The 23310-nt window shown below is 64.4% G+C and carries 19 protein-coding genes; 16 read left to right on the top strand and 3 right to left on the bottom strand.

Annotation, left to right across the window (positions count from 1 at the left end):
- Positions 1 to 115: 115 nt before the first annotated feature.
- The 6 genes from BEP01S_RS03395 to BEP01S_RS03370 all read left to right on the top strand — a co-directional run bounded on the left by BEP01S_RS03395 (position 116) and on the right by BEP01S_RS03370 (position 7589).
- Positions 116 to 1396: a pyridoxal phosphate-dependent aminotransferase gene (locus BEP01S_RS03395; protein ID WP_062240553.1), complete on the top strand. Its 1281-nt coding sequence runs from the start codon at positions 116 to 118 to the stop codon at positions 1394 to 1396.
- A gap of 78 nt (positions 1397 to 1474) precedes the next feature.
- Positions 1475 to 3373, top strand: coding sequence for a helix-turn-helix domain-containing protein (locus tag BEP01S_RS03390; protein ID WP_062240551.1), 1899 nt, complete (start codon positions 1475 to 1477; stop codon positions 3371 to 3373).
- A gap of 156 nt (positions 3374 to 3529) precedes the next feature.
- Complete coding sequence (locus tag BEP01S_RS03385; protein WP_062240549.1) at positions 3530 to 4804, top strand: hydroxymethylglutaryl-CoA reductase, degradative; 1275 nt, start codon at positions 3530 to 3532, stop codon at positions 4802 to 4804.
- Complete coding sequence (locus BEP01S_RS03380; RefSeq protein WP_062240547.1) at positions 4801 to 5736, top strand: hydroxymethylglutaryl-CoA lyase; 936 nt, start codon at positions 4801 to 4803, stop codon at positions 5734 to 5736. The genes BEP01S_RS03385 and BEP01S_RS03380 overlap by 4 nt, the downstream gene beginning before the upstream one ends.
- Positions 5737 to 5784: 48 nt before the next feature.
- A complete protein-coding gene (locus BEP01S_RS03375) occupies positions 5785 to 6207 on the top strand; it encodes a hypothetical protein (RefSeq protein ID WP_157070503.1) in 423 nt (140 codons plus the stop codon).
- Entirely contained in the window at positions 6204 to 7589 is a 1386-nt protein-coding gene (locus BEP01S_RS03370; protein WP_062240542.1) for a tripartite tricarboxylate transporter permease, read from the top strand. The genes BEP01S_RS03375 and BEP01S_RS03370 overlap by 4 nt, the downstream gene beginning before the upstream one ends.
- Before the next feature lie 66 nt (positions 7590 to 7655).
- Here BEP01S_RS03370 and BEP01S_RS03365 read toward each other — a convergent pair whose 3' ends face one another.
- Entirely contained in the window at positions 7656 to 8660 is a 1005-nt protein-coding gene (locus BEP01S_RS03365) for a LysR family transcriptional regulator (RefSeq protein ID WP_062240540.1), read from the bottom strand.
- 91 nt (positions 8661 to 8751) lie between these two features.
- On the opposite strand from BEP01S_RS03365, the gene BEP01S_RS03360 reads away from it, so the two are divergent.
- Positions 8752 to 10296: an aminotransferase class I/II-fold pyridoxal phosphate-dependent enzyme gene (locus tag BEP01S_RS03360; protein ID WP_083532495.1), complete on the top strand. Its 1545-nt coding sequence runs from the start codon at positions 8752 to 8754 to the stop codon at positions 10294 to 10296.
- A 312-nt stretch (positions 10297 to 10608) separates the two neighbouring features.
- On the top strand, positions 10609 to 12147 hold the full coding sequence (locus BEP01S_RS03355) for an MFS transporter (protein ID WP_083532494.1): 1539 nt from the start codon (positions 10609 to 10611) through the stop codon (positions 12145 to 12147).
- Positions 12148 to 12342: 195 nt separating this feature from the next.
- Here the strand turns inward: BEP01S_RS03355 and BEP01S_RS03350 are convergent, their stop codons facing one another.
- Entirely contained in the window at positions 12343 to 13056 is a 714-nt protein-coding gene (locus BEP01S_RS03350) for a GntR family transcriptional regulator (RefSeq protein ID WP_062240538.1), read from the bottom strand.
- A 207-nt stretch (positions 13057 to 13263) separates the two neighbouring features.
- Here BEP01S_RS03350 and BEP01S_RS03345 point away from each other — a divergent pair, with 207 nt between their 5' ends.
- Together BEP01S_RS03345 and BEP01S_RS03340 are read left to right on the top strand one after the other, a co-directional pair.
- Positions 13264 to 15390: an oxidoreductase gene (locus BEP01S_RS03345; RefSeq protein ID WP_306306247.1), complete on the top strand. Its 2127-nt coding sequence runs from the start codon at positions 13264 to 13266 to the stop codon at positions 15388 to 15390.
- Positions 15387 to 16448 (top strand): proline racemase family protein, encoded by a 1062-nt coding sequence (locus BEP01S_RS03340; protein ID WP_062240536.1) that lies wholly within the window; start codon positions 15387 to 15389, stop codon positions 16446 to 16448. The genes BEP01S_RS03345 and BEP01S_RS03340 overlap by 4 nt, the downstream gene beginning before the upstream one ends.
- 18 nt (positions 16449 to 16466) lie before the next feature.
- Here the strand turns inward: BEP01S_RS03340 and BEP01S_RS03335 are convergent, their stop codons facing one another.
- On the bottom strand, positions 16467 to 17441 hold the full coding sequence (locus tag BEP01S_RS03335) for a quinone oxidoreductase family protein (RefSeq protein WP_062240534.1): 975 nt from the start codon (positions 17439 to 17441) through the stop codon (positions 16467 to 16469).
- 45 nt (positions 17442 to 17486) lie between these two features.
- Between BEP01S_RS03335 and BEP01S_RS03330 the strand changes: the two genes are divergently transcribed.
- The 6 genes from BEP01S_RS03330 (at position 17487) to BEP01S_RS03305 (ending at position 23310) form a co-directional block, all read left to right on the top strand.
- Positions 17487 to 18161 (top strand): TetR/AcrR family transcriptional regulator, encoded by a 675-nt coding sequence (locus tag BEP01S_RS03330; protein ID WP_083532493.1) that lies wholly within the window; start codon positions 17487 to 17489, stop codon positions 18159 to 18161.
- 92 nt (positions 18162 to 18253) lie between these two features.
- Positions 18254 to 19192 carry an ABC transporter permease gene (locus BEP01S_RS03325; protein WP_157070502.1) on the top strand — a complete coding sequence of 313 codons (939 nt, stop codon included), beginning with the start codon at positions 18254 to 18256 and terminating at the stop codon, positions 19190 to 19192.
- Between the two features lie 11 nt (positions 19193 to 19203).
- On the top strand, positions 19204 to 20133 hold the full coding sequence (locus BEP01S_RS03320) for an ABC transporter permease (RefSeq protein ID WP_157070501.1): 930 nt from the start codon (positions 19204 to 19206) through the stop codon (positions 20131 to 20133).
- 2 nt (positions 20134 to 20135) lie between these two features.
- Positions 20136 to 20951: an ABC transporter ATP-binding protein gene (locus tag BEP01S_RS03315; RefSeq protein WP_062240525.1), complete on the top strand. Its 816-nt coding sequence runs from the start codon at positions 20136 to 20138 to the stop codon at positions 20949 to 20951.
- Positions 20948 to 21769 (top strand): ABC transporter ATP-binding protein, encoded by an 822-nt coding sequence (locus BEP01S_RS03310; RefSeq protein ID WP_062240523.1) that lies wholly within the window; start codon positions 20948 to 20950, stop codon positions 21767 to 21769. Before BEP01S_RS03315 ends, BEP01S_RS03310 begins: the two co-directional genes overlap by 4 nt.
- Positions 21769 to 23310 (top strand): ABC transporter substrate-binding protein, encoded by a 1542-nt coding sequence (locus tag BEP01S_RS03305; protein ID WP_062240515.1) that lies wholly within the window; start codon positions 21769 to 21771, stop codon positions 23308 to 23310. Before BEP01S_RS03310 ends, BEP01S_RS03305 begins: the two co-directional genes overlap by 1 nt.

Genomic DNA, 23310 nt, shown 5'->3' with positions numbered 1-23310 from the left:
GGTCCTCCGAACCGAGCAAAGGTCTGGGAAACGGGCCTCTGTTTGGTCAGAACCACCTCTGCGGGGGTCCTAGCGTGGATGTAGCAGCAGTCGTATGAAAGGTTTTTCGGTTCACATGTTCAGGCAGTCGTCGAAGTTGGCCAATGTCCTCTATGACATTCGGGGACCCGTCCTCGAAGAGGCCCAGGCGATGGAAGCCGCCGGGCACACGATCCTCAAGCTCAACATCGGCAACCCTGCCCCCTTCGGATTCGAAGCCCCCGAGGCGATCGTCCAGGACATCGCCGCGAACCTGCCCGTGACGCAGGGCTATTCCGACTCGCGGGGAATCCTCTCCGCCCGCCGCGCCGTCGTCCAGTACTACGAGACCCGCGGCATCCACAATCTCGGCACCGATGAGGTCTTCCTCGGCAACGGGGTCAGCGAGCTCATCACGCTCAGTCTGCAGGCCCTGTGCAACCCGGAGGACGAGATCCTCGTGCCCGGACCGGACTACCCGCTGTGGACCGCCTCGGTGGCGCTGTCCGGCGGCACCCCCGTCCACTACCGCTGCGCGGAAGAAGATGCGTGGCAGCCGGATTTGGACGACCTCGAGTCCCGGATCACCGAACGTACCCGCGGAATCGTCGTCATCAACCCGAACAACCCGACCGGAGCGGTGTACTCGAAGGAGACGCTGCAGAAGATCGCCGACATCGCCCGCCGCCACGGCCTCATCGTCTTCTCCGACGAGATCTACGAGAAGATCACCTACAACGGCGTCGAACTGGTCAATATGGCCACGCTCACCGGCGACGACGTTCTGTGCCTGACCTTCTCGGGTTTGTCGAAGGCCTACCGGGTCGCCGGCTATCGTTCCGGTTGGCTGGCGATCACCGGGCCGCTGGACGAAGCGCACAGCTACCTCGAGGGCATCAAACTGCTTGCGAATATGCGCATGTGCTCGAATGTTCCGGCCCAGCACGCTATCCAGGCGGCCCTGGGCGGAAAGCAGTCGATCGACGACCTCATCCTGCCGACGGGCCGCCTCGGCCACCAGATGCAGGTCGCCTACGAGGGGCTGAACTCGATCGACGGGGTCTCGGCCCACCGCGCCGACGGCGCCCTGTACATGTTCGCGAAGCTCGATGTCGAGAAGTTCGGCATCACCGATGACGAGCAGTTCGCCCTCGACCTGCTGCGCGAACAGAAGATCCTCGTCTCCCACGGCACGGCCTTCAACTGGCCCAAGCCCGATCATTTCCGACTCGTCACCCTGCCGTCGGTCGAGGTGCTCTCCGAGGCGATCGAACGTCTCGACACGTTCCTCTCCGGTTACCGGCAGGTCGCTCCGACGACGTGTGAGCTGCCCATCGTGCGCGAACCCGCACACGCCGGATCCGTAGCAGCCGGCTGACGGCGACGACCGCTCAGGTGCTGCGCCCGTCCGCCATCGGGTGCAGCGGAGAAGACGGAGCCCTGCGACACTGGTCTCATGACTGAGATCGAAGATGAATCGGGGACCGTGTCCGCGGCCGCCGTGGCCGAGATCGTCCGAGCTCTCTCTCGCGGAGTCGATCTCGACCGCACGGCGCTGGCCCGCGGTCTCGAGCACCACCCCGACCTCATCGACTCCTTCTCCGATCTCTCTTCGACCATGACCCGGTGGAAGCAGAAGGATCGAGAGCGTTCGGCCCTGCTCGAAAGCGCCTCGGAGCTCATCCGTGTGCGAGACACCGAGAAGCTGCTGCAGAAGCTCGTCGACCGTGCCCAAACACTCATCGGATGCGATATCGCCTACCTCTCCCAGTACTATCCAGAGACCGACGACCTACGTGTTCAGGCAAGTCGCGGAGCGATCTCGGCGAATCTCAAAGAACTGCGAGTGCCTCCCGGCGTCGGACTGGCCGGACAGGTCGTGCGTGATCGCGCCGCACAGTGGACGTCGAACTACGATCTGACCCGACTGCCTCACGAAAGACGCGTCGACTCCGCGGTGAAGGCCGAGCGCATGGAATCACTCCTCGGAGTGCCGATGGTCGTCGACGGCGAAGTCCTCGGCGCACTCTTCGCGGCCAACCGCTATCCACATGACTTCACCACCGACGAGATCACCCTGCTGTCAGCTCTCGCAGACCACGCTTCCGTGGTGCTGAAGACGGCGCAGCTGATGGGAGACCTCGCAGAGGCGGCCCAAGCCTCCGCGGAAGCCGAGGAGACGGCAGCCGCGCAGGCCTGCACCCTCCAACGGCTCGTCGAGGTCGAGGAGCAGCTGACGCAGCTCGTCCTGCAGGGACAAGGAGTCCCCGCAGTTCTCGACGCCATCTCCAAATTGCTCCAGGCCGACGTGATCGTCGTCGACAGTGGACGCCTCGGCTCTCCGAACTTCCCCGCCGACGAGGAATTCTTCGACGGCATCGCGGTGGACAATGCTGACGTCCACGCGGCGCTGAGTCACAGCCGGGCGACGGGCCGAAGCGCACAGGTCGATGGAGGACAGCACCTGTATGTCGCCTCGGTGGCTTCCCACCGCCGACAGCACAGCGGACTGTTCGTCCGCTTCACCGACGAACCGGCGGACGGTGACGCGAACATCGTCGCTCAGGCGGCGCAGACGCTCGCGCTCATCCGAATGAACGAACAAGCCCGGGCCGATGCCGAGAACCGAGTCCGTGGAGAACTCGCAGTCGACATCATTGCCGGCACTCGTGATCTCAGTGAGCTCGAGGCCCGTTCCCGAATCGGCAGCTTCAGCCTCTCCGGACCCTGGAGACTGATGACGATTCAGGGCGACAGCGATAACGATGACCGCCTCGGCGCCCACCTGGTCCGCATCGAGCCGCGCATTCTCATGACGCAGCGATCCCCCGGGATCACGGTGCTCCTTCCCAGCGCCGTGTTCCGCGACAGGCCCACCCTGGACACCCTGTTCGAGGAGTCGGGCGCCCTCGACAGTTCGTTGGTGATCATCTCCGACACCGATTACGACCGGAAGCAGCTGCGCACCGCCGAGGACGAAATGTGGTCATGCATCCGCATTCTCAATTCCCTCGGCATCAGCGAAGGAATCTTTCCCACCGAGGAGTTCGCACCCTATACCGCAATGTTCGGCACCGCGCCGGAGCAGGTGGAGAGATTCATGGAACGGATGCTCGGGCCGCTGCGCCGATGGGACCGAACCCATTCAGCCGAGCTGCTCTCGACGCTGCGGGAGTACTTCGAATCCGGCATGAACATCCGCAGCACCGCGACCCGAATGTCGGTGCATGTCAACACCGTCAAGCAACGCCTGGAGAGAGCCGATCTCGTACTCGGTCAGGGGTGGAGGGCACCGGAGCGGGCATTCCGCCTTCAGGTCGCTCTCCGTCTGGACAAGCTGAAGTCGTTCCTCTAGATCGCTGTCGCTATGTCCGGAAGAGCTATAGCTGAGAAGATTTCATGTCCGAAAGAGACATGGCAAGTTCGTGGATGCCTTGGTTGACTGATCTCTGCGGAGGAACTCCGACTGACGGCCGATGCCGGCCGAAGACGACCTGACTGGAGACTTACGATGGCAGAGAACAGCCGAATTGCCGACTTCAGAAACATGTCGGTCGATGACCGCAGGGAAGCCGTCGCGGCTTCGACCGGTCTCGACGCCGACCTGTTCAGCCAGATCGATGCGGATGCCTTCGGCCCCGAAGATGCCGCGAACCTCAGCGAGAACATCTTCGGAGTGTTCTCGCTTCCTCTCGGCGCAGCCACCAACTTCACGATCAACGGCACCGACGTCCTCGTTCCCATGGCGACCGAAGAGGCCTCCGTCATCGCCGCCGCCAGCAACGCAGCACGCATGGCACGTCCGCACGGCGGCTTCTTCACAAGTTCGACCGAGCCCATCATGCAGGCACAGATTCAGCTCATCAACGTGGCGGATCCGCAGGCCGCTCGGATACGTGTCCTCGAACGGCAAGCCGAGATCATCGACCTGGCCAATGCGCAGGACCCCAAGCTCGTCGAGGTCGGCGGCGGAGTCAAGGGCCTCGAGGTCCGTCTCGTCGAAGCGCGGACGACCACGTACGTTCTCGTCCACCTCCTCGTCGATGTCCGAGACGCGATGGGGGCGAATGCGGTCAACACGATGGCTGAGGCGGTCTCCGGAGCCGTGGCAGCCATCGCCGGAGGCGACGCACTCCTGCGCATCCTCACCAACAAGGCGGACCGTCGACTGTCTCGGGCACGGGCAGTCTTCGACAGGGATCTGCTCGGCGGGAATGAGGTCATCGACAACATCCTCCATGCCTACGAACTCGCCGCAGCCGACCCCTATCGAGCGGCCACTCACAACAAAGGCATCATGAACGGCATCTCCGCGGTCGTCCTCGCAACGGGCAACGACACTCGTGCGGTCGAGGCCGGAGCGCATTCCCATGCGCTCGTCGACGGCCGATACTCTTCTCTCTCGACGTTCGAGAGGAATGCCGACGGCGACCTGATCGGCACCCTCGAGATGCCCATGCCCGTCGGCCTCGTCGGGGGCGCCACCAAGGTCCATCCCGCCGCGCGCACTGCTCTGCAGATCGCCGAGGTGGCGACCGCACAGGATCTCGCCGAGATGATCGTCGCCGCCGGCTTGGCGCAGAACCTCGCGGCACTGCGAGTTCTCGCCACCGAGGGTGTGCAGCGCGGACACATGTCTCTGCATGCGAAGAACCTCGCTGCCTCTGCCGGAGCGAACGCCGAGGAGACCGCGATCATCGTGGACCGCCTCATCGAAGAGAAGGCATTCCGGTTCGACAGGGTCCAGTCCATCCTCGACGAACTCCGCTCCGGTGCATCGCGATGACGGCACAGCTCCCACAGCAGTTCGTGCCGTCGAACCTGCCGACCGAGGTCAGCGTCTGCGAAGTCAGCGCTCGAGATGGTCTGCAGTCGCAAGCACGCACACTTCCTGTCTCAACCCGGCTCGAACTGATCCGGCGGCTCTCCGAAGCCGGCCTGAAGACCATCGAAGCCGGAAGCTTCGTCTCTCCGCAGGCTGTTCCGCAGATGGCCGACACCCGATCGGTGCTCGCAGGGCTCGATCTGGACTCCGATATCGCGTTCCCCGTCCTCGTCCCGAACAGTCGGGGTCTCGATGATGCCGTCGCGGCGGGAGCGAAAGATGCCTCGGTCTTCATCAGCGTCACCGAATCGTTCTCGCAGGCCAACCTCGGCGGTCCACTTCAGCACACCACCGAACGCAGCCTCGAAGTGGCACGCGCAGCGACTGCGGCGGGCATGCGGGTGCGCGGCTATCTGTCCATGGTCTTCGGGGATCCCTGGGAGGGCGCGGTCGACCCTGAGCACGTCGCGGCGGCTGCGCGCCGCCTCGTCGATGCCGGCTGCCTGACGATCTCACTCGGCGATACCATCGGGACCGCAACGCCCGGTCATGTGACCGCGGTTCTTGATAGCCTGGTCGGCGCCGGGATTCCGATCGATCGGATCGCCCTGCACACCCACAACACCTATGGCCAGGCGCTTGCGAATGTCTATTCCGCGCTCCAAGCAGGTGTCAGTCAGTTCGACGCATCGGCGGGAGGGATCGGTGGCTGCCCCTTCGCTCGCACCGCCTCCGGAAATCTGGCCACTGAGGACCTCCTCTGGATGCTCCAGGGCCTGGGCATCTCGACCGGCGTCGACCTCGAAGCCGTGGCGACGGCCAGCCAGTGGCTGGGCGAGCAGCTCGACATCCCGCTTCCATCCGAAACGTCCTCGGCCGTCCTCGGCCGGTAGTTCCATCATTCACGTTCCCGACAGCCGTCGGCCGACAGAAGGCAGGCAATGATGCCGCAATTGCTCGAGGTGTGGAATGACACCGTCGACCCCAAACATCTCATCGGAGGAATAGCCATCGGAGTCGGGATCGCTGTCCCGGCCTACCTGATCTCAGATCAGTACTTTGCTTCCCGAGGCGACGAGACTCTGGGCCATTCCTATGCACTCCTCATCGGAATCGTCGGTTGCATCATCGGCGCGGTCATCACAGGAGTGCTGTTCAAGCCCAAGCGAGTCATCACTACATCCGATTCTGACACTCGAAATCGCCAGGAGATCCTCGACGAAATCGTCGAGGAATACGGGGACCTGGGCGACCCCCGCGAACTGCGTCCTGCGGTCCAAGAAGAGGTCCGGGCCCTCGGCCTCTTCGACGCGCTTGTCGAGAATCATGAGGCTCGCGCCCAGGAGAAGGGCGGGGAGAAGTGAGCGCAGAACTCATCGAACCCGTCCTGTGGGCAATTGGAATGGCGGTCCTTGCCGGAGTGCTCTTCACAGGGATCGGCCTGATCTCCGGCACAGACGAAACAGCCATCGTTGCACCGCTTGCGCTCTTGGTGATCCTTATTGGCGTTCCGCCCTCGGGCGTCATCGCATTCTTCCTTGCAGCGATCATTTCCAAACATATTTCCCACGCTGTGCCCACTACGCTTCTGGGCATACCAGGGGATACCACCGCCGTTCCCATGTTGCGCGAAGCTCAGCTTCTGCGCTCTTTGGGCGTCCCTCACATCGCTTTGCAGAAGGCGATCTCTGGTGGTGTCATATCGGTTGCGATAGCAGTTCCGCTGTCGATTGTCTTTGCTCTCGTACTCACGCCATTCGCTGATGCGATCGGTGCCGCCGCTCCGTGGATCTTCATCGCTGCCGCCGTCCTCGTCGCCTATACCTCAAAGGGAAAACTAGCCGCCGTTGCTGCGCTCATCCCCTTCGTTCTGCTCATCGTCGGACTCCAGGCCTTCATTATGGAACAGAAGGAAGCGACCTTTACGACGTCGTTCTTCTTGGGAATCGCCACCGGTCCGCTCATCTTCGACCTGTTCTCCGCAATGTCGCCTGTCGGCCGTCGGGCCATGCGTCAGGAAGGCAAGCGGGCGTTCAACCTTGCGCCTGATGTTCGACCGAGAGGCGACAGGAGACTGCTTAACCCGTTCAAGGCTCTGAGCGGCAAACAACTCGCCTACACCAGCGGATCGGCAGCGATCACCAGCGCAACTTTCGTGTTCTCACCCGTGGCCATGGCCGTGCTCATGGGCGAAGTCGTCGGCAGCCGAATCAAGAATGGCTATGAGCGACTGACGACTGTCATCACTGTCAGGAATGGAACAACGGAATCGACCTATATCGCCGAAACTCTTATTCCACTGATCGCCATCGGGCTGCCGCTTTCGCCGATGGCCGCCGGTCCGGCGGCACCCCTGTTCAATGCTCCGCCGGTCTATACTCTCGACGCGGAGGCGGGGACGACGAACAATCTCCACGACCTGCTCACGACGGGTCAGTTCGCACTCTTCTCCGTGATCGCAGCGGTCATCGCCGTCGCCATCGCCTACCCCTTCGTCATGACGAACGCCCACCGGGCGGCGACCTGGGTGATGCGATCGGTCTCCCACGAGGCGATCATCGCCGGATTCGCGGCCCTCATATGCGTCATCTGCCTCTACGAAGGCGGACTGCTGGCACTCGGTGTGACGATCACCGTCGGCCTCGTCGGCGGTTTGTTCAACCGGATGATCGGCATGCACGCCGGCGTCCAGTTCATGGGCTACTACGTCGCCGTGCTCACCGTGCCCGCCATCCTCGCGCTGTGAGAAGGCGGCTCAACCCCCTGTAAAACCGCGGTGAGACCTCGACTCACCTAGCTCTGAGACCGAGCGTCACCGCCACTGCCGGGTGACCGTGCGGACGTCGGCGACCACCTCGGCGATGGCGGAGTTGTGCGCATCGACGATCGGATCGTGGCGGACGCGCACCTGCGGCCGTGCCGCCCGGGAGACGAGCAGAACGTCACGGCGGCAGTCGCTGAGCGGCATCGGGATGACGGTGATGTCCGGGTCGGTCGACAGCGATGATTCGGGGATCATCGCCACCGCCAAACCGGCCGAGATCATCCGATTGATGGCCGCATAGTCATCCATCCGCATCCCCACGCGGGGTTCAAAGCCGGCAGACAGACAGAACGAGCGGACGACCTCGTCGATGGCATCACCCGGGTCGATGCTGAACGCCCAGGTCTGTGAGACCAGAGCCGTGAGGTCCGGCCGCCCGTGGTCGTCCACGCTGATCGGACCGATGGACTTCGGAACGCACAGGAACAGCCGCTCCGAATACAGGTGCGCGGCATTGAGCGTCGCCGGAATCCACGTTCGGTCGAGGTCGGTCGACACGAGCAACGCGAGGTCGAGGTCCCCGGATTCGAGTCGGGAGACGAGCTTCGCATGCTCGTCCATCGTCACGTCCAGGGCCGCCGTGAGTACGTCGGTCCGGTCACCGGCAACCGCCTCATCTCGGGTCTGCCACCTGGGCCGAGCCTGCAGCTGATCATGCAGACGCGGGATGACGCGGGCTCCGACCGTCGGCACAGCCCCGATGCGCACTGGCACCGCTTGGGATTCCCGCCACAGCGACACCTCGGCGCCGAGGCGCTGGCACAGACCGAGGATCTCCACGGCACGGGTCACAACGAGGCGGCCCACCGTCGTCGGCTGCGATCCGCGCGGAGTGCGATCGAGCAGAGTGGCACCCAGAGCGCGCTCGAGATTGCGCAGATGATGATTGACCGTCGGCTGGCTCCACTGCAGCTGAGCAGCGGCCGCGGCGACGGATCCGGTCTCGGCGACGGCCCGGAGAGCGGTGAGCCCGCGAGTATCGAGTGGTTCCATTGATCTCCTCCATCGAGTTCAATACTGACTATAGAACAAGGGAGGAAAGTTGCTATTCTCTCCTACCTGCTCGCCTCCTTAATCTGGACGCATGACCGTGCACCAGGACTCCCCCATGCCCCCGGCCCCGCACTCCTCCTCGGGGTCGCCGATGCATCCCGCCCTCACGCAGTCCCGCGCGCCCTACGCCGAAGCCCTGGCGCACGCGGCCGACCGCAATTCGCTGTTCCTGTCCACCCCCGGACACGGAGGCACGACCGAAGGCATCTCCGCAGGTCAAGCCGAATTCTTCGGCGAGCACACCCTCTCCCTGGACATCCCCCCGCTCTTCGACGGAATCGACCTCGGTGCCGACACCCCGAAGGACGAAGCCCTGCAACTGGCCGCCGAGGCCTGGGGCGCCCGCCGCACCTGGTTCCTCACCAACGGCTCATCGCAGGGCAACCGCATGGCCGCACTCGCCGTCGGCACCCTCGGCTCCGGCGTGGTCACCCAGCGCAGCGCCCATTCGAGCTTCATCGACGGCATCGTGCTGGCCGGACTCAACCCCGGCTTCGTCTGCCCCAACGTCGACGAGGTCAACGGCATCGCCCACGGCGTCACCCCCGACGCCCTGCGCCAGGCCATCCGCAACCACCCCGAACCGGTGACCGCCGTCTACCTCGTGACCCCGAGCTACTTCGGCGCCGTCGCCGACGTCGAAGCCCTCGCCGAGGCGGCCCACGAAGCGGGTGCGGCACTGATCATCGACGCCGCCTGGGGTGCCCACTTCGGCTTCCACCCGGATCTGCCGGCCTCCCCTGTCACCCAGGGCGCCGACATCGTCATCATGAGCACGCACAAGCTCGCGGGCTCGCTCACTCAGTCCGCGCTGCTCCACCTCGGCGACACCGAATTCGCCGGTCGCCTCGAACCGGCACTGGCACGCGCGTTCATGATGACCGCCTCGACGAGTGAGAACGCACACCTCATGGCCTCGATCGATCTGGCCCGCCGCGCACTCATGACCTCGACCGAGGCGATCACGGATTCGCTGGACAACATCCGCCACATCCGTGCGCAGATCGAGGCCACCGATCGCTATCATCTGCTGTCCGGCGAATTCCTCGGCCATGCCGACGTCGTCGACATCGACCCGTTCCGCCTGCCCATCGACATCACCGCCACCGGCCTCGACGGCCACACGGTGCGCAAGCGCCTGGCCGAGGAGTTCGACATCTTCCCCGAGATGTCGACGGCGACCACCCTCGTCGCGCTCATCGGCATCGGAAAATCCCCGGATATCGGCCGCCTCATCGACGCCTTGGAGACCCTGCGCCTCGAAACCGCAGACTCCGCCACGGAGACGAGCCCGGCAGTTGCCCTCCCACCCCTGCCCACGGCCGGGCGACTGGTGATGACCCCGCGTGAGGCCTACTTCGCCGATTCCGAACTCGTCACCGCCGCCGAGGCGGTCGGAAGAGTGAGTGTGAGCTCGCTGGCCGCGTACCCGCCCGGGATCCCCAATGTCATGCCCGGCGAGGAGATCACCGCCGACACCGTCGACTTCCTCCAGGCCGTGGCGGCAAGCCCGTCCGGTCACGTCCGCGGCGCCGTCGATCCCGGCCTCGAGACCTATCGCGTCATCAGGAACTGATCGGCGCGCAGTCACCGTCCGCCCCGTGCCCGCCGGTCTCAGCCGACAACACCACTGGACAAGGAGCGCTGCTAAATAGGCAACATCTTGCTTGCGTATTTTCTGGATCACTGGACGAATTTCAACGAAGGCAACTACCCTCGGGCGCATTCGCCGTGAACTGTGTCACAATTTTTATTGACACTCCCTGAGTACCAAGCCAGGATGTTCTGCATTGTCGAAATCCGACAGCAACTGCCGCGCAGAGTTCGCACCATTCCGGCGACTCGGCCCTGCAACTTGCCCAGCAGCAGCTGAAACGAGGAACCACTGATGTCAGAAGGCCACGACAGACCCGCGCAGAAAGACAAGAAGCCGACCCGCAAGGAACGGCGTGCAATAAAGAAACAGAAGCGGTTCGAGGCCGATGACTGCATCGTCGTCGAAACCAAATCGATCCGCACCGCCATCGGCGGCACCACAGTCGGTAACTTCATGGAATGGTTCGACTTCGGTGTCTACGGCTACCTGGCCGTGACGATGACCTCCGTGTTCACCTCGGGTATGGACGAGCAGATGGGTCTGCTCGTGACCCTATTCGGCTTCGCCGTGTCCTTCCTCGTTCGCCCGCTCGGCGGCATGGTGCTAGGACCACTGGGTGACAAAATCGGTCGGCAGAAAGTCCTGTTCTTCACTATGGCCACGATGGCCACCGCCACCGCCCTCATCGGCGTCCTGCCCACCTCGGCTCAGGTCGGCCTGTGGGTGATCATCCCCCTCTACCTGCTCAAGATGATCCAGGGCTTCTCCACCGGCGGCGAGTACGCCGGCGCCACCACCTACGTCTCCGAGTTCGCTCCGGACAAGTCCCGTGGCTACTGGGCTTCTTGGCTCGATGTCGGCTCCTACCTGGGCTTCGCTGCCGGTGCCGGGACCGTGGCCATCACGACCGTGATCACCACGTCCATCTACGGCGAGAACGCGATGCTCGACGGCGGCTGGAGGATCCCGTTCCTCCTCGCCATTCCGCTCGGCATCGTCGCCATCTGGTTCCGTCTGAAGATCCCGGAGACCCCGAGCTTCGAATCGAGCGAGGAAGCCGGCCGCGACATCAAGGTCAAGGACGACAAGTACGCCCGCCACGGCCTCATCGGTGTCATCCGCCACTTCTGGAAAGAGATCCTCATCGGCATCGCCGTCGTCGCGGGTTCTCAGACCGTCGGCTATGCGTTGACGAGCTTCATGCCCACCTATCTGGAGGAGACCGTCAAGGTCTCGAACGTCCAGGCCGCCGTGGCCACGATCCCGGTCCTCGTCATCATGTCGCTGTGCCTGCCGCTCATCGGCAGGCTCTCCGACAGATTGGGACGCAAGTTCGTCTTCCTCACTGCCGCGATCATGACGATCGTCCTCATCGTCCCCGCTTTCGCCGTCATGCAGATCGGTGAGATGTGGGCTGTGATGGTGGCGCTGTTCATGGTCGCCCTGCCCGCCGGGTTCTACATCGCCTGCCTGGCCTCGACGCTGCCGGCCCTGTTCCCGACCGCGTCGCGCTACGGTGCGATGGGCCTGACGTTCAACCTCGGCGTCTCCCTGTTCGGCGGCACCACGCCTCTGTTCGCCCAGGCTCTCATCGATCTCACCGACAACTCGTACATGCCCGCGTTCTACATCCTGTTCTTCTCGGTCGTCGCGCTCGTCGCCGTGCTGCTCATGAAGGAATCGGCGCACAAGCCGCTGCCGGGCTCGTTCCCGACGGTGAACACCCACGAAGAGGCCGAAGAACTGGCTCGCACTCAGACGGACAACCCGGATCTGGACATCGAGTCCATGCCGATCGTCGACGTCGACCCCGACAAGGCACCCGCCTGATCGAAGTCGATACCTGATCGGCAGAGCTCGCCGATCGAATACATAAGACGCTGGGGCGTCCCGTTACGGGGCGGCCCAGCGTCGTCTTGAACGACGCGTGCATGAGCGGGTTCAAGATTCATATGTGGTGATCTCCATCAGTGCGTATGAATCTTGAACCCGCGGGTGCTGACACGCCCCAGAACGTGGCGGAGGTCAGCCGTCGGCTTCGGCCGGTACGCGCTTGAAGAAGTAGAGGTTCGACGTCACGAGGTCGGCGACCCCGTCGGTCCGGCCCTCCTCGATGAGGTCGACGATGGCTGGCAGCTCACGTGCGGAATCGAGCGCGATGGCCCCGATCTGATCCTCGTGCCTGTAGAGGCGCGACTGATCGCGCAGGCGCAGGCTGATCGCTGCAGCTCTCCCGCCGAGGCCGTGCTCGAGCAGGGCCTCATGGAACCTGCGGTCGTGCGTATAGAACTCGGCGAGTTCGCCGGCCTCGGCCGCCGCCAGGGTCTCCTCGGCGAGGCCGCGCAGCCGGATCACCGCGTCTGCCTTGGTCGTCGATCCGCTAGACGCGTCCGCGCCTTCACCCTGGTCGCGTCCGACGATGTCATCGCTGCCCGCCTCGGCCAGGCTGCGGGCGGCCGGAACGGCGAGGAGGACGCGGATGGCGATGATCTCCTCGAGGTCCGCCTCGGTGATGGTGACCAGACGGAAGCCGCGATTGGGCACGGCTTCGACGGTCCCCTCGGTCACGAGCGCCATCATCGCCTCACGGACGGGGCTGAGTGACATACCGAGCTGCTTGGCCAGGCCAGCGGCCGAATAGATGCGATCCTCGGCGAGCTCACCAGCGGTGATGGCGTCGCGGATGATGCCCAATGCCTGCTCGCGCAGCGATTCGGACTGCGCTCTCACTCGCTCCATCTCACACTCCCCTTCGAATCGTGGTCGGCAGCCAGAAGCTGCACACCGTCTCCGGTGGCTTTCTTCGGCGACGATCTGCTCGCCGACTATTGACAGCATAACCGCGAGATCGCACCATTGAGGCATGTAGTCGGTAATCGATTACCCACCCGGACTCCCCCGCGGAGTCGTACCCACAGTGACGTTCCTGCAATGAAGGAGGAACCCATGACCGTCGAACCCGCAACCGGCGCACCGGCACCGACCACGTCTGCGATGGACGCGTCTGCCGATCCGCTGCTCCAACCATTCGAGCTCGGCGGACTCACGCTGCGCAACCGCATCGTCTCGACCTCGCACGAGCCCGCGTACACCGAGCTCGGCATGCCGAAGGACCGCTACCGCCTCTATCAGCGGGAGAAGGCCCGCGGCGGTGTCGGTCTGACGATGATCGGCGGTTCGGCCATCGTGTCGAAGGACTCCCCCGCCGCGTTCGGCAATATCGACCTGTCCACCGACGAGGTGGTTCCGTGGCTGTCCGCGATCGCCGGAGACTGCCACGACGAAGGCGCGGCGATCATGATCCAGGCGACTCACCTGGGCCACCGGTCGTCGAACTTCGCCGGCGACTGGCTGCCGCTGGTCTCGGCCTCTCGGACGCGGGAGGCAGCGCACCGGTCCTTCACCAAGGCGCTCGAGGATTTCGATATGGATCGCATCGTCGCGGACTTCGCGGCCGCTGCCGAACGCGTGGCCGCCGCCGGATTCGACGGGCTCGAGGTCATGCACGCCGGCCACCTGCTCGACTCCTTCCTCGCCCCGTGGCTCAATGACCGCGACGACGAGTTCTCCGGCGAGCTGGAGAATCTCATCAAGTTCCCGACGCGCATCATCGACGCCGTGCGCTCGTCAGTTCCAGAAGACTTCGTCCTCGGCATCCGCATGGCCGTCGACGAACGCCGCGAGGACGGCATGGACGAAACTAGGGCCACCGAGATCTTGCGGACCTACACCGACCACGGCATCGACTTCCTCAACCTCAATGTCGGGATGATCAATTCGGATCGTCAGCTCGCCGAGGCGATCCCCGGCATGGGCACCCCCTCGGCGCCCTGGCTCGAGAGCTGCCGCCGAATCCGCGAGGCCATCGACATCCCCGTCCTCCATGCCGCGCGCATCTCCGATGCCGCGACCGCCCGGTTCGCGATCAGCGACGGCTGCCTCGACCTTGTCGGGATGACCCGCGCCCAGCTCGCCGACCCGCACCTCGCGCGAAAAGTCGCCGAAGGACGCGAGGATGACATCCGCCCCTGCGTTGGCGCGAACATGTGCCTCGACTCGATCTACACCTCCGGTTCGGCCACCTGTATCCACAATCCAGCCTCCGGGCGGGAGGCCGATCTGCCGCAGGAGGTTCCCCACGACGTCACGACCGGGCCAAAGCAAGTCGTCATCATCGGCGCCGGTCCCGCCGGGCTCGAAGCCGCCCGCGTTGCCGCCGTCCGCGGGCACCGAGTGACCCTGCTCGAGGCCGAGGACGCTCCCGGCGGCCAGGTCCGCATCGCCGCTCGCTCGCAGCGTCGCCGCGACCTCATCGGCATCATCGACTGGCGCGTCCAGCAGTGTAAGAAGCACGGTGTCGACCTGCGGTTGAACACCTTCGCCGAGGCGGCCGACATCCTCGCGCTCGACCCCGACGTCGTCATCGTCGCCACCGGAGGGGTCCCCGATGCCGGGTATCCCTTCCGTGAGCAGGGACCGAGCTTCGACGTCTGGGACGTCATGGACGACCGGCTGAAGTCGAAGCAGCGGGTACTCGTCTTCGACGACCACGGATTCTACCCGGCACTCGATGCCGTCGAACGATTGGCTCGAAACGGCCAGCAGGTCACCTACGTCAGTCCCGAACGCACGATCGGCATCGACGTGGGGTCGATGAATTCCCCGGCTTATCTGCAGGTGTTCTCCGAATTCGGAGTCGAGGTCCGCCTCGGCGAGCGCCTGACGCAGAAGCCGCGGATCGAGGGGAAAGAGATCGTGGCGCTGCTGCGCAATGACTATTCGGATCGGGAGTCCGAGCTCGTCACGGATGCGGTGGTCGTCGATTTCGGGACGACCCCGAACGATGAGGTCTACGTGGAGCTCAAGTCGCAGTCGACGAACCACGGAGCTACAGATCTTGAGGCGTGGGTGCGCGGACAGCCCCAGCCGGATACCGGTGCCGGTTCGGATCAATCATCCGCCGACACCGAGGCGGGGCCGAAGTTTTCGCTGTACCGGATCGGTGATGCCGTCGCCTCCCGCAATGTGCATGCGGCAGTTTTGGAAGGACTGAGAGTGGGAATGGGACTGTGAAGACGATCTGCACGAGTTTCGATTTCCATACTGCCGGCGAACCGTTCCGAACCGTCGCCGAACCTCCGGTCGAGATCCCCGGCGCGAGCGTGGCAGAACGGCGGGAACTGGCCGTGCCGGGCTCGGAAGTCGATGATCTGCGCAGGCTGCTGTGCTTCGAGCCGCGCGGTCATGCGGACATGTACGGCGGATTCATCACCGAACCCGATGACGACGGGGCCGATTTCGGGGTCCTGTTCTGGCACAAGGACGGCTTCTCCACGGCCTGCGGTCACGGGACGATGGCGCTCGGCGCATGGGCAGTGTCCTCCGGGATCGTCGCCGTCGATCCGTCCGGGACCACGGAGGTCACGATCGACGTACCCTCGGGTCGAGTGCGCGCGCAGGTGCACACGGACACCAAAGGGCGGGCCACCTCGGTGGACTTCGTCAACGTGCCCAGCCGGCTCGTCGCCTCGGGGATCACGGTGGATACGAGCCTGGGCCAGGTGACGGTCGACCTCGCGTGGGGCGGGGCGATCTATGCGCTCGTCGACGTCGCTCAGTTGGGTGCTGCCGCCGGTTCCTTTCAGGCCGACGAGGTGGGCCGCCTCGGTGAGGTGAGTTGCGAAGTCGTGCCCGAGAACCTCACCGCGCTCATCGCCGTGGGCCGGGAGATCAGGGCAGGTCTCGCCGATCACCGGGACACGGTCCACCCCGAGGATGACCGGCTCTCCGGGGTGTACGGCACGATCTTCGTCGACCGGTTCGGCACTCTGCCCGGCGGCGAACTGCATCAGCGCAATGTCACGGTCTTCGCCGACGGTCAGGTCGACCGCTCGCCGTGCGGATCGGGAACGGCGGCTCGAGTCGCCGCTCTCCACGCCGCCGGTGAGCTTCGCCCGGGGCAGACGCTCGTCCATGAGTCGATCGTCGGCACGACGTTCCGGGCGCGAGTGCTCGAAGAGACCGATGACAGCGTCGTCCCGGTCGTCACCGGCAGCGCCTACCGGGTAGCCACCTCGACGTTCGAGGTCGACCCGCTCGATGATCTCGTGCCCGGGTTCGTGCTGCGCTGAGTCTCTGCTCCTCCTCGATCAGTGTTCGAGGATGATCTTTCCGGTCGTCGCCCGGGATTCGAGTGCTGTGAAGGCGGCGGCCACCTCGGTGAGGGGAAACCGGTCGCCGATGTGAACGGTGAGGTCTCCGCTGCGGATCCATTCGAAGATCTCGTCGGTGCGCGAGCGCAGCTCCTCGGGCGTCCTGGCGTGGTCAACGACGGTCGGTCGGGTGAGGAAGAGGGAGCCGGAGGCGCTGAGGGTGTTGACCTCGACGGCGGGAACAGGGCCGCTGGCATTGCCGACGACAACGAGGGTCCCGCGAGTGCGCAGGGCCTTGAGGTCGCCTTCGAAGGTCGTCGCGCCGACGCCGTCGAAGATCACCGAGGCTCCTTCTCCATCTGAGACCTCCCGGACCTTCTCAGCGAAGTCGTCGTAGCCGAAGACGTGGGCGGCGCCATTGGCTCGGGCGATCTCGGCCTTCTCTTCGGTCGAGGTCGTGCCGATCACGGTGGCGCCCTTGGCCGCGGCGATCTGCGTGAGCATCTGCCCGAGCCCGCCGGCCGCGGCGTGGACGACCACGACGTCGCTGGCCGAGACGGGGAAGGTGCTCGTGGTCAGGTAGTGGGCGGTGATGCCCTGCATGAGAGCGGCAACCGCGATCTCGTCATCGATATCGTCCGGCAGTGGAACGGCTTTGTCCGCCCTGACGAGGGCAGTGGATGAGAAGCTGCCCTGTCCACCGGTCATCCAGCCGACGCGATCGCCGACGGAAAAGCCGTCGACTCCGGCGCCCACGGCGGTGACCGTGCCGACCCCTTCGACTCCTGGGGCGAACGGTGCTGTGACCGGTGTCCCTCCGCGGCGCTGGACGACGTCGAGGAAATTCACCCCGGCCAGACTCAGGCCGACCTGCAGCTGACCATCGGCCGGCGCAGCGGCACCCGCTGGTGAGTCGTCGGTGACCTCGTACTTCTCGGGTCCCCCGTGTTCGTTGACGATGATCGATGTCATTGCTGCCTCCTCGAAGTCGAATCCGATCCGGACTATAGTCCGTATATGGACGACATTAACGGACCGCAGTCCGGTTATGGAAGAGGGAACGGGAAGTTTCTCCCTCTGGTGCCCTCGCAGGCCCCTCTGCGCGCCGATGCGCAGCGCAATCGTCGGAAGATCCTCGATGCCGCGACCGACCTCTTGGCCGACAAGGGAGTGGACGGGCTGACGATGGATGAGCTGGCCCGGCGGGCAGGGGTCGGCAAAGGCACTCTCTACCGCAACTTCACCGACAAGCCTGGGATTGCCTCGGCTCTGCTCGACGACCGGGTCCGGGACATGCACGCCCGCATGCTCCAGGGCCCTCCGCCCCTGGGCCCGGGTGCTCCAGGGGGCGAGCGCCTCACCGCTTTCGTCGATGCGTACCTGCGGCACATCGCCGGCAACCTCGACCTCGTCCTGCTCACCGAGAGCAGCTCGCCGAAAGGCCGGTTCGACCGGCAGAGCTACCCCTTCTGGCGTCGCCACGTGGAGATCCTCATCGCCGAGATGTGGACGCCCACGGCCCCCGAGCCGACAGATGCGAACCCGTCCGATCCGGTTCGGACCCGCGCTGAGGCGGTCATGGCAGTTCTGTCCGCCGCGCAGCTCGATCAGTGGCTGAACAGGCAGGGCCGCACCCTCGAGGAACTCATTCCGCAGATCCAGACGATCGTCTCCGCCATCGCCGCCCCGTAGAGGTCGACACGCCGCGTCCCGGACCACCGCGACAAGCAATATTGCGAATAGAATGACAGGTGTAATCCAGGTCACACTGCGAAGGGGTGGGTGTGGGCAAGTACATCCTCCGGCGTGTGCTGCTGATGATTCCGATCGTCCTCGGTGTCGCCACGCTGTCCTTCATCCTCATGAAGCTGGCTCCCGGCGATCCCGCAGCCGCATACCTCGGCGATAAAGCCACTCCGGAGAACGTCGCTCAGCTTCGTCAGGCCTGGGGACTCGACGAACCAATGATCATCCAGTATCTCCAGTTCCTCGCAGGCCTCCTCGTCGGTGACTTCGGACAGTCATTCATCTTCCAGACCTCAGTCCTCGAGCTGCTGAAGCTGCGGATGCCGGCGACCCTGCTGCTCATGCTCGTGTCCTTGGTGTTCGCTGTCGTCATCTCCGTCCCGCTGTCACTGTGGGTGGCGGCGAAACGATCGGCCGCCTCGGCGATCGTGTCCAGGGTCTTCGCCGCCACCGTCCAGGGCATGCCGGCGTTCTTCGTCGGCACCCTGCTCATCCTCGTCCTCGGCGTGAACCTGGGCATCTTCCCGGTCGGCGGCTACGGCAGCAACTTCGGTGAGCACCTCTACTCCCTCGTTCTGCCCGGTCTCGCTGTCGCGCTGACGATCTGCCCCGTACTCATCCGCAGCCTCACAGCGGCACTGAACGATTCGATGTCGGCCGAGTACACGAACTTCGCCCTGTCGAAGGGACTGAGCAGGAAGCGGACGGTGATCGACTATGCCTTCCGCAATGCCGGAATCACAGGTGTTTCGATCCTCGGCATCCAGGTCGGTCACCTCGTCGGCGGTGCCCTCGTCGTCGAGAACGTCTTCGCGATCCCCGGTGTCGGCTCACTCCTCATGGAAGCCGTCCTCGCTCGCGACTACGACGTCGTGCAGGCGCTGACAGTGATCTTCGGTGTCCTCGTCGTCCTCGTCTACCTGCTCACCGATGTCGTCTACAGCATCGTCGATCCACGCGTGCGGTTGGGGGCATGATGACCGAACCGATGACCTCCCCCACGGCGACCGGTGCCGGTGGCCCCAACGGGAAACCGCCGCGGACTCGCGGCGGCACGGCGTCCCGGGCGACGCCGACCGCGCGGTTCACGCTTCCCCTGCCGGCGTTCATGCGGCGGCACAATCTGCAGCTGTGGATCGGTGCGTTCATTCTCGGTGCGATGGTGCTGCTGCTCGCCGTCGGACCGCTCTTCGTCACCGACGACCCCAATCGGCAGGACCTGCTCAACACCTTCGCCCCGTCTTCGGTCGCGCACCCGTTGGGCACCGATCAGCTCGGGCGAGACGTCCTCTCCCGCTTCCTTCACGGCGGTCGCGTCGACCTCATCGTCGCTGTCGTCGCCGTCATCGTGCCCTTCATCCTCGGTACGGTCCTCGGTTCGCTGGCCGGCTACTTCGGTCGCTGGGTCGACATCGTCATCATGCGTCTGGCCGATATCGTCTCGGCTTTCCCGTTCTACGTCCTGGTCATCGTGCTCGTCTTCGTCATGGGCAACGGAATGGGCAGCATCTTCGTCGCCATCAGCGCCGTTTCCTGGGTGGCCTACGCTCGCATCGTCCGCGGCGAGGTGCTCGTCCTCAGAGAGCAGGAGTTCATCTCCGCCTGCCGCGCTTCGGGCCTGAGCACACCAAGGATCCTCTCCCGCCACATCATTCCGAACACCGTCAGCCAGGGCGTCATCTATGCGATGAGTGACATCGTGCTCAACATCGGCGTCGTCGTCACCCTCAGCTACTTCGGCATGGGCATCGTCCCGCCGACCGCCGACTGGGGTCAGATGATGAACGATGGTCAGCAGTACATGGGCACCGGCAACTACGGCCTCATCCTGTGGCCGGGATTCGCCGTCGTCATCGTGTCCTTCGCACTGGCGCTCATCGGCGACGGCCTGACGAACACGCTGAAGCCGAAGAGGTGATCATGCCCATCCTCGAAGTGGACTCCCTCACCGTCGACATCGACGGAGAGGCCGGACGACGCCGGATCCTCGACGATGTGTCGATCAGTCTCGAGGCCGGTGAGCCGATGGGGCTCGTCGGCGAATCGGGATCGGGCAAGTCGATGACGCTGCGCAGCATCCTCGGAATGCTCCCACCCGGTGCCACCGTCGTCGACGGAGAGATCCGGTTCGACGGTCGCAATGTCCTCAGCTCCGGGCCGGGTGGGCGATTCGATCAGCGCATCCGCGGCACGGGCATCTCGATGGTGTTCCAGGAACCTGCCATCGCCCTCAACCCGGTGATGAAGGTCGGCCGTCAGATCACCGATGCCATCGCCGAACGCAAAGGGATGTCGAAGAAGCAGGCCCACGACCTCGCCGTCGAGCTCATGGACCGTGTCGGCATCGCCGAACCGGACCGCAGAGCCAGGAACTACCCTTTCCAGCTCTCCGGCGGTATGCGTCAGCGCGTGATGATCGCAGCGGCGCTGGCCCAGGAGCCGCAGGTTCTGCTCTGCGACGAACCGACGACGGCGCTCGACGTGACGATCCAGGCGCAGGTGCTCGATCTCTTCCGCACCATGCAGCAGGATGAGGGCCTCGGCCTGCTCTATGTCACCCATGACCTCGCGGTGGTCGCTCAGCTGTGTTCGTCGATCAGCGTGATGAAGGACGGGCAGATCATCGAGCACGGTGTGCTGCAGGAGGTCTTCGACGATCCCCAGGAGGAGTACACGCGTCGACTGCTCACGGCGACTCCGCGAATCGATGAGGGCATTGCCGAGGAGACGCGATGACCGAGACACAACCTTCGACGGCGCCCGCGCGCGGACTGCATGCCGAGAACGTCACCGTCACCTTCGGCCGCGGTGACCGTGCGTTCACCGCAGTCGATTCCGCAGACCTGCACGTCCGGCCCGGCGAGATCGTCGGACTCGTCGGCGAATCGGGTTCGGGAAAATCGACTCTGTCACGAGTCATCTGCGGACTCCAACGCGACTACGACGGAACAGTGAGCGTCGACGGTCGAGAGTTCGCACAGAAACGCACGAGCGCACAGTGGCGGATCGTGCAGATGGTCTTCCAGGACCCTTTCGCCTCCCTCGATCCCCGCTACACGGTGCGGGCGACGCTCGCCGAGGTGATCCGCCACCATCGTCTCGCTTCCGGTGCCGCTCTGCGGGCCAGGTGTGCGGAACTGATGGAGATGGTGCGGCTGCCCGAGGAGTTCCTCGACCGCACCCCGACCGCCATGTCGGGAGGCCAGAGGCAGAGGGTGGCGATCGCTCGAGCGCTGGCCGTCGAACCCAGGATCATCGTCGCCGACGAAGCCGTCTCCGCCCTCGACGTCAGTGTTCAGGCGGAGATCGTCGCGCTCTTCGCCCGGCTGCGCGAGGAACTCGACCTATCAATTCTCTTCATTTCCCATGACCTGGCCGTCGTCAGGAAGCTGTGCGAGCGGATCTACGTCATCCACAACGGCCGCCTCGTCGAGGAGAACACGACCGAGGAGATCTTCACGTCTCCGCGCGACGGCTATACGAAGACGCTGCTGAGGGCGATACCGACCTTCCACAGCGACTATCTCGATCGTCTCCGAGGAGGGGAAGGGTGATGGCCAGACGATTCACTGCGGTGACGGCAGCATTCTGCGCCTGCCTTCTGATCCTCGCAGGGTGCGGTTCGGGAGGAGAGAAGACCGCTCGCCCCGGCGGCGACCTCGTCTTCGCTCGCGCCGCCGATGCGACGACTCTGCTGCCACCGACGACGACCCAGAATGAGGACATCTGGACGCTGCAGCAGGTCTACGAGACTCTCACTCTCAACAAACCCGACGGGTCGGGGGTCGACCCGGGTCTGGCAACCGATTGGGAGGAATCCGAGGACAAGATGTCCTGGACCTTCCATCTGCGCGAGGGAGTGAAGTTCCACAGCGGCAAGACACTCGACGCCGACGATGTCGTCTTCTCCCTCAACTATGCGCGGGATCAGGAAGATGAGAACAACCTCTGGGCCGCCGAATTCGACCCGATCAAAGACGTGAAGAAGGTCGACGACCAGACGGTGCGCATCGACCTGAAGCAGCCATGGGGTCCCCTGCCGAGCTATATGGCGCTGTTCGCCGCATCGATCTACCCCGACGACTTCGGCGGACACGACGCCGAGTACATGGCCTCACATGCAGACGGAACTGGCCCGTTCAAGGTCGGCAAGTGGAATAAGGGGCAGAGCCTCGAACTGGTGAAGAACCCGAACTACTGGGAAGAGGGCGTCCCCTCATTGGACTCCGTGGCCTTCAACGTCGTCGCCGACGACAATACCCGTCGTCTGCAGCTGCAGGGCGGGCAGGCCGATATCAATCAGGAGCCCGCCCCGTTGAGCATGAGTCAGCTCTCACGCTCTCAGGACATCAACGCCCAGGCATTCACCTCGACGAAGATCCTCTACTTCAACATCAACAACAAGGAGAAGGGACTCGACGATCCCAAGCTGCGACGCGCAATGTCCTATGCGGTCGACAGAAAGTCCATCGTCGAGGTGGTGTACGCCGGTTACGCCGAGCCCGCGACCTCATTCATCTCACCGGGACTTGCCGGTCATTCGGACAAGGTCGACAGCAGCCAATTCGACATGGAGAAGGCCAAACAGCTGGTCAAGGAGTCGGACCATCCGGACGGAATCGACATCACCATCCAGATCCCCTCGGGTGTCGCCGATCGTGAGCTGCTCGCACAAATTGCTCAGCAGGCGTGGCAGGACATCGGCTTGACCGTCCACGTCCAGAAACTCGACGATGCGACGCTGACGACGAATCGGACGAACGGCGACTTCCAAGTCCAAGTCAGCTACGCGACTTCCGATGTCTCCGACACGTCACAGATGATCAACTTCCTCGCCGTCACCGACGACTCCGGGGTTCGTTCGGGCTATGCCGACCCCGATGTGGAGAAGTGGGCTGAGCAGGCCGTGGCCGAAGAAGACCAGGACCGGCAGAAAGAGCTGTACGCCAAGATCCAGCAGAAAGTCGCCGAGGATGCCCCGATCGTTCCGATCGCCTACCAGAAGGCCCTGTTCGGGATGAGCAGGGACGTCGTCGACTTCGAGCCCTATGTTCTCGGCACCTATGGGCTGAAGGAGACGAAGCTCAAGCACTGA

This window comes from Brevibacterium epidermidis NBRC 14811, from assembly GCF_001570805.1.
Classification (GTDB): Bacteria; Actinomycetota; Actinomycetes; order Actinomycetales; family Brevibacteriaceae; genus Brevibacterium; species Brevibacterium epidermidis.
The sequence above is the reverse complement of the archived record's forward strand: the minus strand, read 5'-3'. Positions and strand labels throughout refer to the sequence as shown.

What these genes read in the sequence shown, in the direction of transcription:
- BEP01S_RS03390 (WP_062240551.1), top strand. Translation starts at nt 1,475, where the DNA reads ATGACTGAGATCGAAGATGAATCGGGGACCGTGTCCGCGGCCGCCGTG.
- BEP01S_RS03305 (WP_062240515.1), top strand. Translation starts at nt 21,769, where the DNA reads ATGGCCAGACGATTCACTGCGGTGACGGCAGCATTCTGCGCCTGCCTT.
- BEP01S_RS03360 (WP_083532495.1), top strand. Translation starts at nt 8,752, where the DNA reads ATGACCGTGCACCAGGACTCCCCCATGCCCCCGGCCCCGCACTCCTCC.
- BEP01S_RS03355 (WP_083532494.1), top strand. Translation starts at nt 10,609, where the DNA reads ATGTCAGAAGGCCACGACAGACCCGCGCAGAAAGACAAGAAGCCGACC.
- BEP01S_RS03350 (WP_062240538.1), bottom strand. Translation starts at nt 13,056, where the DNA reads ATGGAGCGAGTGAGAGCGCAGTCCGAATCGCTGCGCGAGCAGGCATTG.
- BEP01S_RS03385 (WP_062240549.1), top strand. Translation starts at nt 3,530, where the DNA reads ATGGCAGAGAACAGCCGAATTGCCGACTTCAGAAACATGTCGGTCGAT.
- BEP01S_RS03310 (WP_062240523.1), top strand. Translation starts at nt 20,948, where the DNA reads ATGACCGAGACACAACCTTCGACGGCGCCCGCGCGCGGACTGCATGCC.
- BEP01S_RS03380 (WP_062240547.1), top strand. Translation starts at nt 4,801, where the DNA reads ATGACGGCACAGCTCCCACAGCAGTTCGTGCCGTCGAACCTGCCGACC.
- BEP01S_RS03335 (WP_062240534.1), bottom strand. Translation starts at nt 17,441, where the DNA reads ATGACATCGATCATCGTCAACGAACACGGGGGACCCGAGAAGTACGAG.
- BEP01S_RS03375 (WP_157070503.1), top strand. Translation starts at nt 5,785, where the DNA reads ATGATGCCGCAATTGCTCGAGGTGTGGAATGACACCGTCGACCCCAAA.
- BEP01S_RS03315 (WP_062240525.1), top strand. Translation starts at nt 20,136, where the DNA reads ATGCCCATCCTCGAAGTGGACTCCCTCACCGTCGACATCGACGGAGAG.
- BEP01S_RS03320 (WP_157070501.1), top strand. Translation starts at nt 19,204, where the DNA reads ATGACCTCCCCCACGGCGACCGGTGCCGGTGGCCCCAACGGGAAACCG.
- BEP01S_RS03345 (WP_306306247.1), top strand. Translation starts at nt 13,264, where the DNA reads ATGACCGTCGAACCCGCAACCGGCGCACCGGCACCGACCACGTCTGCG.
- BEP01S_RS03365 (WP_062240540.1), bottom strand. Translation starts at nt 8,660, where the DNA reads ATGGAACCACTCGATACTCGCGGGCTCACCGCTCTCCGGGCCGTCGCC.
- BEP01S_RS03330 (WP_083532493.1), top strand. Translation starts at nt 17,487, where the DNA reads ATGGACGACATTAACGGACCGCAGTCCGGTTATGGAAGAGGGAACGGG.
- BEP01S_RS03395 (WP_062240553.1), top strand. Translation starts at nt 116, where the DNA reads ATGTTCAGGCAGTCGTCGAAGTTGGCCAATGTCCTCTATGACATTCGG.